Annotated in this window: 13 protein-coding genes and 1 other RNA gene; 3 read left to right on the top strand and 11 right to left on the bottom strand. The window is 70.2% G+C overall.

Annotated elements, in window-relative coordinates; translation table 11 throughout:
* Nucleotides 1-2: 2 nt before the first annotated feature.
* From GON06_RS01800 to ffs, 10 genes are all read right to left on the bottom strand, one after another.
* On the bottom strand, nucleotides 3-236 hold the full coding sequence (locus tag GON06_RS01800; RefSeq protein ID WP_198346570.1) for a hypothetical protein: 234 nt from the start codon (nucleotides 234-236) through the stop codon (nucleotides 3-5).
* 46 nt (nucleotides 237-282) lie between these two features.
* Nucleotides 283-489 (bottom strand): hypothetical protein, encoded by a 207-nt coding sequence (locus GON06_RS01795; protein ID WP_157310567.1) that lies wholly within the window; start codon nucleotides 487-489, stop codon nucleotides 283-285.
* 427 nt (nucleotides 490-916) lie between these two features.
* The gene (locus GON06_RS01790; RefSeq protein WP_157310566.1) at nucleotides 917-1,273 is read right to left on the bottom strand and encodes an Imm8 family immunity protein; all 357 of its coding nucleotides are present in this window, start codon (nucleotides 1,271-1,273) and stop codon (nucleotides 917-919) included.
* A 161-nt stretch (nucleotides 1,274-1,434) separates the two neighbouring features.
* Complete coding sequence (locus GON06_RS01785) at nucleotides 1,435-3,924, bottom strand: glycoside hydrolase family 65 protein (RefSeq protein ID WP_157310565.1); 2,490 nt, start codon at nucleotides 3,922-3,924, stop codon at nucleotides 1,435-1,437.
* A 48-nt stretch (nucleotides 3,925-3,972) separates the two neighbouring features.
* Nucleotides 3,973-4,704 carry an HAD family hydrolase gene (locus GON06_RS01780; RefSeq protein ID WP_332837068.1) on the bottom strand — a complete coding sequence of 244 codons (732 nt, stop codon included), beginning with the start codon at nucleotides 4,702-4,704 and terminating at the stop codon, nucleotides 3,973-3,975.
* A 60-nt stretch (nucleotides 4,705-4,764) separates the two neighbouring features.
* Entirely contained in the window at nucleotides 4,765-5,985 is a 1,221-nt protein-coding gene (locus GON06_RS01775; protein WP_157310564.1) for an acetate/propionate family kinase, read from the bottom strand.
* The gene (gene pta / locus GON06_RS01770) at nucleotides 5,982-8,108 is read right to left on the bottom strand and encodes a phosphate acetyltransferase (RefSeq protein ID WP_332837067.1); all 2,127 of its coding nucleotides are present in this window, start codon (nucleotides 8,106-8,108) and stop codon (nucleotides 5,982-5,984) included. Before pta ends, GON06_RS01775 begins: the two co-directional genes overlap by 4 nt.
* A gap of 85 nt (nucleotides 8,109-8,193) precedes the next feature.
* Nucleotides 8,194-8,484 (bottom strand): hypothetical protein, encoded by a 291-nt coding sequence (locus GON06_RS01765; protein WP_157310563.1) that lies wholly within the window; start codon nucleotides 8,482-8,484, stop codon nucleotides 8,194-8,196.
* Between the two features lie 39 nt (nucleotides 8,485-8,523).
* Nucleotides 8,524-9,204 (bottom strand): hypothetical protein, encoded by a 681-nt coding sequence (locus tag GON06_RS01760; protein ID WP_157310562.1) that lies wholly within the window; start codon nucleotides 9,202-9,204, stop codon nucleotides 8,524-8,526.
* 48 nt (nucleotides 9,205-9,252) lie between these two features.
* An RNA gene (gene ffs / locus GON06_RS01755) (signal recognition particle sRNA small type) lies at nucleotides 9,253-9,349 on the bottom strand.
* 89 nt (nucleotides 9,350-9,438) lie between these two features.
* Here ffs and GON06_RS01750 point away from each other — a divergent pair.
* Genes GON06_RS01750 through GON06_RS01740 form a run of 3 tightly spaced genes read left to right on the top strand, consistent with a single transcriptional unit; the run spans nucleotide 9,439 to nucleotide 13,827 of the window.
* Nucleotides 9,439-10,416 (top strand): AAA family ATPase, encoded by a 978-nt coding sequence (locus tag GON06_RS01750; RefSeq protein ID WP_157310561.1) that lies wholly within the window; start codon nucleotides 9,439-9,441, stop codon nucleotides 10,414-10,416.
* A 2-nt stretch (nucleotides 10,417-10,418) separates the two neighbouring features.
* Entirely contained in the window at nucleotides 10,419-11,603 is a 1,185-nt protein-coding gene (locus GON06_RS01745; RefSeq protein WP_157310560.1) for a DUF58 domain-containing protein, read from the top strand.
* Entirely contained in the window at nucleotides 11,596-13,827 is a 2,232-nt protein-coding gene (locus tag GON06_RS01740) for a transglutaminase family protein (protein WP_157310559.1), read from the top strand. Before GON06_RS01745 ends, GON06_RS01740 begins: the two co-directional genes overlap by 8 nt.
* Here the strand turns inward: GON06_RS01740 and trhO are convergent.
* A complete protein-coding gene (trhO, locus tag GON06_RS01735) occupies nucleotides 13,814-14,719 on the bottom strand; it encodes an oxygen-dependent tRNA uridine(34) hydroxylase TrhO (protein ID WP_332837066.1) in 906 nt (301 codons plus the stop codon). The two genes, GON06_RS01740 and trhO, sit on opposite strands and share 14 nt — an antisense overlap.
* Between the last annotated feature and the right edge of the window lie 12 nt (nucleotides 14,720-14,731).

Below are 14,731 nucleotides of genomic sequence, written 5' to 3'. Positions count from 1 at the left end.
GCTCACCCGGGCGTATTGAACTCGGCCGCCAAGCGCAGGTACGTCAGGAACTGATCCGTCTGCGGGCGAACGCGCAGGAACTCGCCCGAGAGCACGAACTCCCGTCCGCGAACCTCCACCTCGAGATCGGGGAGCGTCGCGAAACGGTCCTCCAGAATCAGGACTGCGTCTGTGTAGACGTTGCCGGACAGCCCGATGACGCGCCAATCCGGTTCGTCGATGAAGCCCGCGATCACCGGCGACTGATAGTCATCGCGCTTCTTACTCTCCTCCATCCGCCATTCAAGGTTCGGATGCCCTCGCGATCATCGTCTCTGCGAGGAGAATGGCGATGTCTTCCGTGATCGACAGCGTCAGCCCGTCCGGCATCCGGACATCTTCTGCCAATGACTGGACTTGATCGCGGAACCAGTCGTTCAAGGACTGGATTGCGCGGTCCGATCCGTCGATGATCACGCCGTCTGTAGCGAGGAGAGATGTGAGCTGCACGCGGTGCTCCCGCTCTTCAACGAAGTGCCGGAACACAGATCTTGCGGCGCTGCGCGATAGCTCTTCACGCTCCCACCACGGCGGAATCTCGAAGCATACATACGATGTCCACGGAAGGTTCGGGCCCTTCACTATGTCTCGATCTCCCCATCCGGATTCTCGAGAGCCTCAATCCTCGCCCTCGCGGCATCGAGCAGCTCGTCGTAGTCGTGTCTGAAGGGTGCGACAAGAGTCGTTTCGAGCACCGCTTCGATGTCCCAGAGGATCCGCTGCTCTGCTCCTCCGCGTGGAACCTGAATCGTGCCATCGTTGATTCACGTGATCCACTCGAACAGGACGAGCGCCTCATCGCCCGTGAGTGCGATCTCAACGGGATCCTCCATGGCCGTTCCGTCCGCACCCCTCGGGCGCTTCCCCAGAACCCGCATCACGGGCGATAGGAGTCGAACTCCCAGTAGCCGGTCTGAACCAGCGACTGTGCGACGTCTTCCCATGTCTCCCCGGTGGCTTTCTCGACTTCGCGCCTGAGGATCGCCTCGGCAGTATGAATATCGAACTCGGGCATGAGCAGTGTGTGCCGAACCAGACGTGGCCCGTTGTCACGGATCTCACGAGCGAGCCAATGTGAGGTGCACACGAGCACGTCCAGGGACTCTTCGCCGAGAGCATCCTTCGGGCCGACGATCAGCCGAATCCATTGCCCATCGTCATCCGGCGTCGGAGACCGGTAGGTGTCGACGTCGATGTCGGTGCTGTAGATGTATCTCAGCTCTGCGGTGATCACTCCACTATCCAATTTCAATCACCTTTGAGGACTCGCAGGCGTGAGTCAACAAGTACCGGTCTGGAGAATCGGAAGCAAGAGCTGAGCGCGTTTCGTCTCGCTCCTTCGTCGCTCGCTCAACGACCGGGGCTCTTCGACAGGCTCAGGGAGCCGGACGCCGGTCAGTCGATCGCGAGCACCGGGATCGTCGTGGTCACGGGCACCGTCGGCGACATCAGCGTGCCGTCCTCGCGGCGGGCGTCGGCGAACTGGCGCAGCGTCGGTCGACCTGGGCGCACCGGCCCCTGTCCGGCCAGCAGCACCTCGGCATCGGCATCCACCGACGCCGTGTGCGCCGCCCCCCGCACAGTGAACGAGACTGGATCGCCCGACAGCACCCGCATCCGCAGCTCCCCGCGGGTGATCGTCACCCGCAGTGACGACCCGCGCCACTGCATCGGGAACTCCAGCGAGGGCCACTCCGCGGGCAGCCGCGGGTCGAAGCTCAATTCTCCGGCGTAGTCGCGCATGCCGCCGAAGCCGCTCACCAGCGCCGACCACACGCCGCCCGCCGACGCCACGTGCACGCCGTCGGTGGCATTGTTGTGCAGATCGTGCAGGTCGACGTACAGCGCCTCGCGGAAGTACTCGAGCGCGAGCTCCTGGTACCCCACCTCGGCGGCGAGGATCGACTGCACCACGGCCGACAGCGTGGAGTCGCCGGTCGTCAGCGGGTCGTAGTAGTCGAAGTCGGCCAGCTTCTCCTCCGCCGTGAAGTGGCTGCCCTGCAGGAACAGCGCGAGCACCACGTCCGCCTGCTTGAGCACCTGGAACCGGTAGATCACCAGCGGGTGGAAGTGCAGCAGCAGCGGGCGCTGCTCGTCGGGGGTGTTCGCCAGGTCCCAGACCTCGCGCTCCAGGAACAGCGAGTCCTGCGGGTGGATGCCGAGCCCCTCGCTGTACGGGATGTGCATCGCCTCGGCGGCGCGCTCCCAGCCGTCCGGCTCCCCGGCATCCAGTCCGGTGCGCGCGACCAGCGCCGCGTACGCGTCGGGAGCGGACTCCGCCATCGTCCGCACCACGCGGGCGGCCAGGCGCAGGTTGTGCCTGGCCATCACGTTGGTGAACAGGTTGTCGTTGACGACCGTGGTGTACTCGTCAGGGCCGGTGACGCCGTGGATGTGGAATGTCGAGTCGCCGTTCGTGCCGCGCCAGAACCCCAGCGTCGCCCACAGCCGCGCGGTCTCCACGGCGATGTCGGCGGCCTCGCTGCGCAGGAACTCCACGTCACCGGTGGCGTACACGTACTTGCCCAGCGCGAAGCTGACGTCGGCGTTGATGTGGTACTGCGCGGTGCCCGCCGCGTAGTACGCCGACGCCTCCTCGCCGTTGATCGTGCGCCACGGGAACAGCGCCCCCGCTTCGTTCAGCTGCGCCGCACGGCGGCGCGCCGCCGGCAGCATCAGCACGCGCGCCCGCAGTGCGTTGCGCGCCCACTGCGGCGACGTGTAGGTCAGGAACGGCAGCACGTAGATCTCGGTGTCCCAGAAGTAGTGCCCGCTGTAGCCCGACCCTGTGAGGCCCTTCGCCGGCACACCGGCACCGTCGGCCCGCGCCGAGGCCTGCGCCAGCTGGAACAGACACCAGCGCACGGCCTGCTGCAGGGAGTCGTGACCGCCGATGCGCACGTCGCTGCGCTCCCAGAAGTCGGCGAGCCACTCCGCCTGGCGGGCGAACAGGGCGTCGACTCCCTCGACGGCGGCACGGTCGAGGGTGCGGCGGCAGCGGTCCACCAGCTCGCGCGGCGGCACGCCCCGCGACGTGTGGTAACTCACCAGCTTGGTGAGCCGGATCGGCACGCCCGCCTTGGCCTGCACCCGGAACACGTTCTTCGCGATGTCCGGCTCGATCAGCGTGCGCGCGCTGTGGTCGTTCTCGGTGTCGATCACGTGATCGGCGACGACGGCCAGCGTCATCCCCGAGTCCGTCACCTGATACGACAGGGCCGCGCGCAGCCCGTCCTGCCAGTACTCGGCCGGCTGCAGCACCCGCTCGGTGATCTTCTCGGCCTTGCGCGGGTCGAAACCGGCCTTGCCCGCCGCCGCCTTCTGCGCCGCCTCCGGCGTGCCGGTGTACACGGTGCCGCCGTCCTGCCGGTTCAGCAGCTGGCAGCTGATCGTCACCGGGGCATCCGAGTTCTCGACCACGAGGTCGAGCCGCATCACCGCGAGGTGGCGCTCGTCGAAGCTCACCATCCGCTCGTCGCGCAGTCGCACCCGCTTGCCCGAGGGCGTCACCCACAGCACGTCGCGGTGCACGATGCCGGTGCGCATGTCGAGCGTGCGGCTGTACTCGCGCACGTCGGCGTCGTCGAACGACAGCGGCTCGTCGTCGACGTAGACGCGCATGATCTTGGCATCCGGCGCGTTGATGATCGTCTGCCCGACCTCGGCGAAGCCGTAGGCCTGCTCGGCGTGCCGGATGGGCCAGGTCTCGTGCAGGCCGTTGATGAACGTGCCGTGCTCGTGCGCGCCGCGGCCTTCGATGTGGTTGCCGCGCAGACCCAGGTAGCCGTTGCCCACCGCGAAGAGGGTCTCGGGCAGGCCGTCCGCGTCATAGCGGCTCTCGACGAGACGCCAGGGATCGGACGAGTAACGGTCGCTGTCGAACATGCGGTCTCCGTGGATCGGGATTCGGACGAAGGGCTCAGGACGAAGGGATCAGGATGCCAGCAGGCGGGCGAGATCATCGACGATACTCGTCGCGCCCGCATCCCGCAGGGCGGCCTCGCCGGCTCCGCGATCGACGCCGATGACGACGCCGTATCCGGCGGATGCCGCGGATGCCGCGCCCGACACCGCGTCCTCCACGGCGGCTGCCTCGGCGGGCTCGACGCCCAGCGCCAGGGCGCCGGCGCGGAACATGTCCGGCGCGGGCTTGGACGCGAGGTGGTCGCGCTCGGCGACCACCCCGTCGACGACGACGGTGAAGAAGGAGCGGATGCCGGCGGAGCCGAGCACCTCCTCGGCGTTCTTCGAGCTCGACACGACGCCCATCGGGATGCCGGCATCCCGCAACTGCTCGATCAGCGCGAGCGATCCCGGGTACGGGGCGATGCCGCCGCTGCGCAGCTCGGCGGCGAAGGCGGCGTTCTTGCGGTTGCCGATGCCGCAGATCGTGTCCTCGGTGGGAGCGTCGTCGACGTGCCCCCACGGGATCTCCACGTTGCGGCTGTGCATCACGGCGGCGACCCCGTCGTAGCGCTTCTTGCCGTCGACGTGCGCGTAGTAGTCGTCGTCCGTGTAGGGCGGCGTGATGCCCCACTGCGCGAACACGTCGTCGAACACGGCCTGCCAGGCGCGCATGTGCACTTCGGCCGTGGGGGTGAGCACGCCGTCGAGGTCGAAGAGGACTCCGGCGGCGGCACGAAGGTCGGGCAGGGACTCGGGCACGGTTCTCCCTTGTCGTCGATCGGAATGGGACCGGTTCCAGCGTAGTGGCGACAGGGCCCGTCAGACCACGGCGAGCGTCTGCCGCGCGATCTCCAGTTCCTCGTCGGTAGGCACCACGAGCACCTCGACCGACGAGTCGTCCGCGGAGATGCGCCGGATGCCGCCGCGCTGGGCGTTCCGCTCGGGATCGATGCGCAGGCCGAGGAAGCCCAGCGTCGCGAGCGCGTCCGCGCGCACCGGCGCGGCGTTCTCGCCGACTCCCGCAGTGAACGAGATCACGTCGACGCCGCCGAGCTGCGCGATGTACGCGCCGGCATAGGCGCGCAGACGGTGGATGTAGACGTCGTAGGCCAGCGTCGCGGCATCCTCTCCCGCTTCGCGCCCGGCGAGGATGTCGCGCATGTCGCTGCGCCCGGCCAGCCCGAGCAGGCCGCTGCGCTTGTTCAGCAGGGTGTCCAGATCCGACGTTCCCATGCCCGCGCGGCGGGCCAGGTGCAACAGGGCTGCGGCGTCGATGTCGCCGGACCTGGTGCCCATCACGAGTCCCTCGAGCGGTGTGAGCCCCATCGAGGTCTCGACGGACTCGCCGCCGCGGATCGCCGTGACGGATGCCCCATTGCCGAGGTGGAACACGATCTGGCGCAGGTCGGCGAGATCGCGGCCGAGGAAGGCGGCGGCCTGCTCGCTGACGTACTTGTGGCTGGTGCCGTGGAACCCGTACCGGCGCACGCGATGCGCGTGCGCGAGATCCGCATCGATCGCGTAGGTGTACGCGGCCGGCGGCAGGGTCTGGTGGAATGCCGTGTCGAACACGGCGACGTGCGGCACCGTGGGGAACGCCTTGCGCGCGGAGCGGATGCCGGCGACGTTGGCCGGGTTGTGCAGCGGGGCGAGCACCGCGAGGTCTTCGATGTTGATCTCGACCAGTGGTGTGATCACGGTGGGCTTGAAGAACCGGGCGCCCCCGTGCACGACCCGGTGCCCGACCGCGACCGGCGGATGCTCGTCGAGCGACGGACCGTGCGCGGCGAACTGCTCCAGCATGACCGCGAACGCGACGTCGTGGTCGGCGACGGGGCGCTCGTCCTTCGCCGTGGCGTCCAGCATGGTGGTGGCGGGCTCGCCGGGCCCCGCCGCCTGACGGATCGTGTGCGACACGACTCCGCTGGACTGGCCGATCCGTTCGATCAGGCCGCTCGCGAGCTCGGTCTCGCGATCCATGTCGAGCAGGCTGTACTTCAGCGACGAGGAGCCGCTGTTGATCACGAGGACGGCGGTCATCGGTTCTCTCCCTGCGTCTGTCCCTGCGCCTGGATCGCGGTGATCGCGACGGTGTTCACGATGTCCTCCACGAGCGCGCCGCGGCTGAGGTCGTTGATCGGCCGGTTCAGCCCCTGCAGCACCGGGCCCATCGCCACGGCGCCGGCCGAGCGCTGCACCGCCTTGTACGTGTTGTTGCCGGTGTTCAGGTCGGGGAAGACGAAGACCGTCGCGCGTCCCGCCACGGCCGAGTCGGGCAGCTTGGCCCGTGCGACGGCGGCGTCGGCCGCGGCGTCGTACTGGATCGGCCCCTCGACGGGCAGCTCGGGCGCGCGCTCGCGGACCAGGGCGGTGGCCGCGCGCACCTTGTCGACCTCGGCGCCCGAGCCGGACTCCCCCGTCGAGTACGACAGCATCGCCACCCGCGGGTCGATGCCGAACTGCCGCGCCGTCGCGGCCGACGAGATGGCGATGTCGGCCAGCTGCACGCTGGTGGGCTCGGGGATCACCGCGCAGTCGCCGTAGACGAGTACCCGATCCGCGAGTGCCATCAGGAACACGCTCGAGACGACTTCGACGCCCGGCCGGGTCTTGATGATCTCGAACGCCGGGCGGATCGTGTGCGCGGTGGTGTGCGCCGCCCCCGAGACCATGCCGTCGGCGAGGCCGAGATGCACCATCATCGTGCCGAAGTACGACACGTCGGTGACGGTGTCGGATGCCTGCTGCAGCGTGACGCCCTTGTGCGCGCGCAGCCGCGCATACTCGGCGGCGAAGCGCTCGACGAGGGCCGGGTCGGTGGGACTGATGATCTGCGCGGTGTCGAGGTCGAGACCGAGGGAGGATGCCCTGGCGCGGATGTCGCTCTCGTCGCCGAGGATGGTCAGGTCGGCGACGTCTCTCGCGAGCAGGATCGCGGCGGCACGCAGGATGCGATCGTCACCTCCCTCGGGCAGCACGATGCGCTTGCGGTCGGCGCGGGCCCGCTCGATAAGCCCGTACTCGAACATCAGCGGCGTGACGACCGACGATTCCGCCAGGCCCAGCTCGATGGTCAGCTCGGTGAGGTCGACGTGTCGCTGGAACAGCGCGAGCGCCTTGTCGTAGCGCTGTCCGGAATGCACGCTGAGTCGGCCGCGTGTGTTCATGATGCGGGTCGCCGTGTCGAAGGTGCCGAGGTCGGTCGCGACGATCGGCACGCCGATCTCGAAGCCCTCCAGTAGCTGCTCGATGGGCTCTGGCAGTTCGAACGGGCCGTTCAGCACGATGCCCGCGATCTGCGGGAAGGTGCCGGAGGCGGATGCCAGCAGGGCGGCGAGCAGCACCTCCGTGCGGTCGGCGGCGATCACCACGACAGCGCCCTCGGTGATGCGCGGCAGCACGTTGACCATCGACATGCCCGAGATGACGACGTCGAGGGCCTCGCGATCGAGCAGGGCCGGATCGCCCTTGAGCAGTCGTCCGTCCACCGCGCGCAGCACGCCGCGCATGGAGGGCGCCACGAGCGAGCGGTCCTCCGGGATCGCCCACACCGGGGTGCGCTTGTGCGGGGCTGCCTCGACGACCTCGATCGTCGGCTCCAGGGCATCCGGGTCGGCGCGGTTGACGATCACGGCGAACAGCTCGGCGCGCTCCGCGGCGAGCTCGGCCATCGCGAGCGAGGCCATCTGACCGACCTGCGCCGGTGTACGGGCGGTGGTGGTCCCGAGCCGCTCCGCCTGGGTCTGCTGGTCGCGGCCGGAGAGCACCAGCAGCACCGGGGCGCCGAGGTTCGCGGCGACGCGGGCGTTGTAGCCGAGCTCGGCAGGGCTGGCGACGTCGGTGTAGTCGCTGCCGAGCACGACGACGGCGTCGCACTGCGCCTCGACGGCCTTGAAACGCGCGACGATCGCGGCGAGCGCGGCGTCGGGGTCGGCCCGCACATCGTCATAGGTGACGCCGATGCACTCGTCGTAGCCGAGCTGCACGCCGTCATGGGCGATCAGCAGCTCGAGGATGTCGTCGCGCTCGCTGGTCGAACGCGCGATGGGCCGGAACACCCCCACCCGTGGCGAGACGCGCATCAGCGCGTCGAGCACTCCGAGCGCGATCGTGGATTTGCCGGTGTGCCCCTCGGCGGAGGTGATGTAGATGCTCTGCGCCACGGGGCCAGCCTATGCCGGGGTGCTGACCCACGGCCATCGGCCAGGACCGGGGAATCCGTCAGGAGCACCCCCTGACCTGGGCGCACTACTGCACCCGCAGCTCGCCCCGTCCGAACGGAAGCACCGGCGCCCGGTACACGAGTTCGCCTGCGTCAGCCGGTGAGAGCGTGATCTCGGCCTGACCGAATCGCCACATCCGGTTGAACAGGAACACCTCGAGCCGCTCGGGACGTGCGGCCGACACCTGCCATGTACCGACGCCCCACTGGCTGGGCTGCCCTCGGCCGCCGATCACGAGTGTCGGACGGATTCCGGCGTAGAGCGCGAACCTGGGCCTGTGCAGGTTCAGCTCGATGCGTCGTGTGTCCGATGTCATGCGCTTCACGCTATCGTCACCGCGACGCGGTCCGAAGCATCAGACGCACGCCCCGGAGAGCGCATCCACCACGGCGGTCGCGTCGTCCTGGAACTGCGCGTAGTAGTCACGGTCGGTGTTCACCTGCACGCGGTGGATCGCCTGGGTCGGCGGCATGCTCTGCCAGCCGTCCAGCGTCGCCAGCTTCGCGTAGAACAGCCCGGCGGCACCGGCGGGATCCATCCGGGTCTCGACGCTCCCCCACCACTTCTGCTGCTGGAACAGGCCGATGCTGGTCGTGCGGCTGCCGTCGGGGTTGGTGAAGCCGATCGTCTCCCAGTCGCCGTAGTCGATGTTGCGCAGGCTGCTCTCGCCCATCGCGGTCATCACACCGAGGATCTGCCCGTCGCGCGCGAAGCCCAGCGCCCGCGCCGTCTGCACGATCGTCGCCGCGTTCTCGAGCTGATCGCCCTGCCAGCCTGCCACGCCGGCAGCGGGGAAGGATGCCGGGTCCGCCGCGCACAGCGGAGGCTGCTCAGCCATCCGCAGCGGGACCATCACCAGCAGCGCGGCGACCGCGACGATCAGCCCGCCGATCGCGAACCCGCGCCAGCGGCGAGCGCGCAGGGCGCTGCGTGCGGAACGGCGGCGCGCAGTCGAAGCACGGCTCGGCCGGCGGACCGGACGACGTGTCCTGCTCCTGCGGCGCCGTGCGGCGGCCGCCCGACTGGTGGCATGCATGCTCGCCATCGTGCCAGCATCCGCTGTGAACAGAACGGAAACAGGCAAAGAAAAGACCCTCCGCGCACCCGACAGAGCCCGGTTACCCTTGCTACGTTTCCGTCCTGGGGGAATTGGCCTGGGTGTCGTCACGCGGAGAGCCGTTGAACAGTCTAACGGACATCCGAGGAGGTCCGAGCCGCCCACCGGGGCGTTACGATCGAACCACGCGCACTGACGGGCGAAAGGGACTCCATGACCGACGACGCACCCTCGATCACGGCCGAGCAGTTCGCTGCGCAGACCTCGCGGATCATCGCCTCCGTCAGCGCCGTCATCGACGGCAAGCCCGACGCCGTGCGCAGCGCCCTCGTCTGCCTGCTCGCCGAGGGCCATCTGCTCATCGAGGACGTCCCCGGCGTCGGCAAGACGATGCTCGCCCGCGCGCTGGCCGCCAGCGTGGATGCCACGGTGCGGCGCATCCAGTTCACCCCCGATCTGCTCCCCGGCGACGTCACCGGCGTCTCGGTCTACGACCCGGTCGACCGTGAGTTCGTGTTCAAGCCGGGCGCGATCTTCGCCCACATCGTGATCGCCGACGAGATCAACCGGGCCTCGCCGAAGACCCAGTCGGCGCTGCTCGAGGCCATGGAGGAGGGCCAGGTCACCGTCGACGGCGCCACGCACACGCTGCCCGATCCGTTCCTCGTCGTCGCGACGCAGAATCCGCTCGAGATGGAGGGCACCTACCCGCTGCCCGAGGCACAGCGCGACCGCTTCATGATGCGCATCTCGATGGGATACCCGGATGCCGCCGCCGAGGCCCTCATGCTGCGCCAGCGCGACACCGTCAACCCGTTGTCCGCCGTCGCCCCGGTCGCCGACGCGGCATCGGTGCGCGCGCTGATCGCGCACTCCCGCGGGGTGCACGTCGCAGAGGCCGTCGAGGAGTACGCCGTCGCCCTCGCCCAGGCCACCCGGATGGACCCGAGCCTGCACCTCGGCGCGAGCCCCCGGGCGACTCTGCAGCTCGTGCGCGCGGCGAAGGTGCACGCCGCCCTCGACGGCCGAGACTACGTCATCCCCGACGATCTCGCCGAGCTGCTCTCCCCCGTGTTCGCACACCGGCTGCTGCCCGCGCGTGGCGCGCACCGCGCCGGTGCCCAGCCCGTCGAGGCCGCGCTGGCGCAGATCCTCGACCGGGTCCGCGTGCCGCTCGCCGCGCGGCTCTGATCATGCGCCGGCGTCCGCTCACCCTGCGCGGTGTGGGGTGCCTGCTGTGCGGCATCCTGCTGGTGATCGCGGCGAACCTCATCGCCGCGCCCGTGCTGATCTACCTGGCGGTACTGCTGTTCGCGCTGCCGATCGTCGCCTCGATCGCCGTGCACCTGCCGCGACGCGCCGGCGCGGTCTCGCGGGTGATCTCGACGGACCTGCTCACGGTCGGCGAGACCTCACGCGTGACGGTGCGCTTCGATCTGCGGGCGCTGCGCACCCCCTACGGTCTCTGGCGCGACGAGCTCCCCGCCGCCGTCAGCGGCGAGGCATCCGGGGAGTACGAGCGCGGCAGCACCTCGCTGCGCTACCAGGTCACCGGTGTGCGGCGCGGCGTCTCGGCGCTCGGTCCTCTGCTGCTGCGCACCGTCGATCCGTTCGGTCTCGCCCAGCGCGAGCAGCAGTTCGGCGACACCAGCACGATCACCGTCGTGCCGCAGGTGGTCGCCCTCGAGCCGCTGCCGGTGCGCGTCGGGGCGTCGGGGGGCAGCGCGCACTCCCGGTCCAGCCGCCTGGGCCCCGGCAGCGACAACCTCACCCCGCGGCACTACGTGCCCGGCGACTCGATGCGCCGCATCCACTGGCGCGCCACCGCGCACCGCGGCGACCTGATGGTGCGTCAGGAAGAGGAGGAGGCGAGCCCCGACGCCGTGGTCGTGCTCGACCGCGCCGCCTCACGCTGGGCACGTCCGGCACTCGCTCCGGATCCGCTGTTCGAGACCGCGGTCTCGCTGTGCGCCTCGGTCGCGATCCGCCTCGTGCAGGACGGCTACGGCGTGGACGTGATCGACAGCGCCGGACAACTGCTCGGATCGCTGCACGGCCACGAGGACGACCGGGACGGCCTGCTGGTGGCCCTCGCGACGATCTCCCCGCGCGGTGAGGCGCGCGACATCGGGGCGCTGATCGGCGGATCGACACCCGGTCCGCTCGTCGTCATCACCGGCGCCGTGACCGAGACCGACGCCGACCGGCTGCGCTCGGCAGGCGCGGCCGCCCCGATCCTGTTCGCCGCCGCTCCCGGCGAGGGCGCTCTGCATGCCGCCGCCGCGCACGGCTGGCGCACGGCCGAGATCGAATCCGGCACCGACCTCGCGGATGCCTGGCAGGACGTCATCCCGATGCCGGGGGCGCTGCATGGCTGATCCCTCGCCGCAGAGCGCCTGGGGCGTCCGCAATCCCGACGCCAGGCCCGCCCCCGTCGCGCCCGCACTACTGGCCGCCGGCGCGACGGCGATCGCCGCCTGGCCGTACACGGCCGCCGTGCAGCCGGGCAGGTGGACCCTGGTCGTGGTCGTCGTCATCATCGCCACCGCGATCACGGGAATCGTGGTCCGGAAACTGCTCGGTGGCCGCAGAGCCGCCGTGCGCGGGTGGACGACGCTGGTCGCGCAGCTCGTGGTGGTCACGCTCGTGCTGACCACGATGCTGGTGCGCGAGGCCGCCTGGTTCGGCATCGTCCCGACGCCGACGGCGCTGCGCCTCGCTGCGGCACACCTCGGCCGGGCCTTCGGCGAGGTGGCAGCCGGGGTCGCACCGATCGATGCCACCACGGGCATGGCGGTGCTGCTCGGCGCCGCCTTCGGCCTGCTCGCCGTCATCATGGATCAGCTCGTCGCGCTGCGCTGCGTGATCGCCACCGCGCTCGTGGTCGCCACTGTCGGCGCCGTGCCGATGATCATCATCGGCGACGGCGTCGATGTCGTGTGGTTCGTGCTCCTCGCGCTGCTCGTGCTCGTCCTGTTCCGGTACGGTGCCCGGCACGACGACCGCGCGCCCCGACGCAGCTCTGGGGCGGTGGCGACCGCGGTGGGCGCCGTCGCGGTGGTGATCGCACTGGTCATCGCGCCCGGGATGCCCGTGTCGGCGACGCTGCCCGGCACCGGCCCCTCGGTCCGTGTCGATGCGAGCCTTCGGCTGGGCGACGATCTGCGCCGTCCGCGGAGCGTCCCCGTGATGTCCGTCGTCACGAGCGCCCTGAACCCGCCGTATCTGCGCATGGCCACGCTCTCGCGCTTCGACGGCGAGGTCTGGCGCCCGGACCGTCCGGCGAAGCAGTCGATCGACGACGGCTTCGGCACTCCGGACTGGGCGTCCTCCGTGAAGGTCGAGGAGCAGAACACCTCCATCCGGGTGACCGGCATGTCGAGCTCGCGGCTGCCGCTGCCCTACGCGGCTGAGAAGGTAGCCGACCTCGGGAACGGCTGGGAGGCCATGCCCGGGAACCGCACCGCCTCGTCGGAGACGCGGAACGCGGACGGCGCCGACTACACGGTCACATCCACCGCCGTGCTGCCCACGCTCGAGCAGATCCGCGCCGCGAGCGCCGGGGGCGCCGACGTCGGCGATGTCCCTGCGGACCTTCCGCCCGTGATCGCCGAGACCGTCCGCGAGGTCACCGCGAACGCCACGAACGATTACGACCGCCTGATCACGCTGCAGAACTGGTTCCGCAGTCAGTTCACCTACTCGCTGGAGACCCCCGTCGACCAGGGATTCGACGGGACGGGCGCCGAGGCCGTGGCGTCGTTCCTGGAAGTGCGGTCGGGGTACTGCATCCACTTCGCCGGCGCCTTCGCACTGATGGCGCGCAGCATGGGCATGCCGGTGCGCATCGTGGTCGGCTATCTGCCGGGCCGGGCGACGGAGGAGCGCCGCGACGACCGGACCGTCTTCCAGGTGGACAGCGACCAGCTGCACTCCTGGCCCGAGGTGCACTTCGACGGCATCGGCTGGGTGCCGTTCGAGCCCACTGCGACGCTGGGAGTGCCGACCGAGTTCAGCGCGGCCGGCGGCAGCGGCGACGACCTCCCGGACGCCGAGCGACCGACCACCGCGCCGACCGACACGCCCTCGGCGGCACCGACCGAGGATCTCAAGGACCCCGGAGCGCAGAACGGCGGAACCGGAACTCTGCAGACCGCGAACCCCGCGCCGTTCCTGTGGACGATGCTCGGACTGCTCGTGGCACTGCTGATTCCCGCTCTGATCCGCCTGGCGCTGCAGTTCGGGCGGCTGCGCCGGGCCGCGGCCGGAGACGCCCTGGCCGCCTGGCGCGAGCTGCAGGCGACCATGGTCGACCTGCGGATGCCGGTGTCGGACGCCGACACCGCGCGCACGCGCGGCGACTGGATCGTGGCCGAGAGCACTGCGGATGCCGCGGACGTCGCGGCCCTCGTCCGTGCCGTGGAGCGCGCGGCCTACGCGGAGACGGCGGATGAGGCATCCGGTCTCGGCGGCGCGGTGACGCGGATCGACCGCGCGCTGCGGGCGTCGTCCAGTACGCCGGCTCGCCTGGGCGCCCGGCTGGTGCCGCGCTCACTGCTGCCGCGCCGCCGGGACGGCGCGGCCGTCGTCACCGGGAAGTGACCTGGGCGGCGTGCTCCTCGCAGGGCACTGCGACGCAGGTCTCGCACGCCACGAACTGGCGCCGGCAGGACGCGTCGGGGCAGTTCGCCGTGCGGTTGGTCGGCGAGCCGCATCCGGCGCACGTGCCGATCACAGCGGCGTGGTCGGAGAAGTCGATCGATCCCCGCTTGTCGAAGACGTACAGCGATCCCTCCCACAGGCCGTCGTCGCCGAACCGCTCGCCGTAGCGGACGATGCCGCCCTCGAGTTGGTACACCTCGCCGAAGCCGCGCGCGGTCATTAGGCTGGAGAGCACCTCGCAGCGGATGCCGCCGGTGCAGTAGGTCACGACCGGCTTCCCCTTGAGGTGGTCGTAGGCGCCGCTGTCGAGCAGCCCGACGAAGTCGCGGGTGGTCGAGGTCGCGGGCACGATCGCGTTCCGGAAGCGCCCGATCTCGGCCTCGAGGGCGTTGCGCCCGTCGAAGAAGACGACCTCGTCGCCGCGCTCGGACATCAGTTCGTGCAGGGCGTCCGGGGTCAGCCGCGCTCCCCCGCCGATCACTCCGTGGTCGTCCACCGCGAGCTCGTCGGGGGCGCCGAACGAGACGATCTCGTCGCGCACCTTCACGCTGAGCTTCGGGAAGTCCAGGCTCAGCCCGTCGGCGTCCAGGCCGGTACCCTCGCTCCACTTGATGTCGGCGGTCTTGAACGCCGGATGCTCGCGGAACCGGCGCAGCCACTTCTTCACGTTCGGCAGGTCGCCGCCGAGCGTGCCGTTGATGCCCTGCGCCGAGATGAGGATGCGCCCGCGCAGTCCCAGCAGTTCGCAGACGTCCCGCTGCCAGAGCCGGATCGCCTCGGGGTCGGCGAGCGGCGCGAAGGCATAGAACAGCACGATCTTCGGGGTGGGCACCAGGAGATTCTA

It is taken from the genome of Microbacterium sp. MAH-37, from assembly GCF_009758255.1.
In the GTDB taxonomy this organism is placed as follows: Bacteria; Actinomycetota; Actinomycetes; order Actinomycetales; family Microbacteriaceae; genus Microbacterium.
The sequence above is the reverse complement of the archived record's forward strand: the minus strand, read 5'-3'. Positions and strand labels throughout refer to the sequence as shown.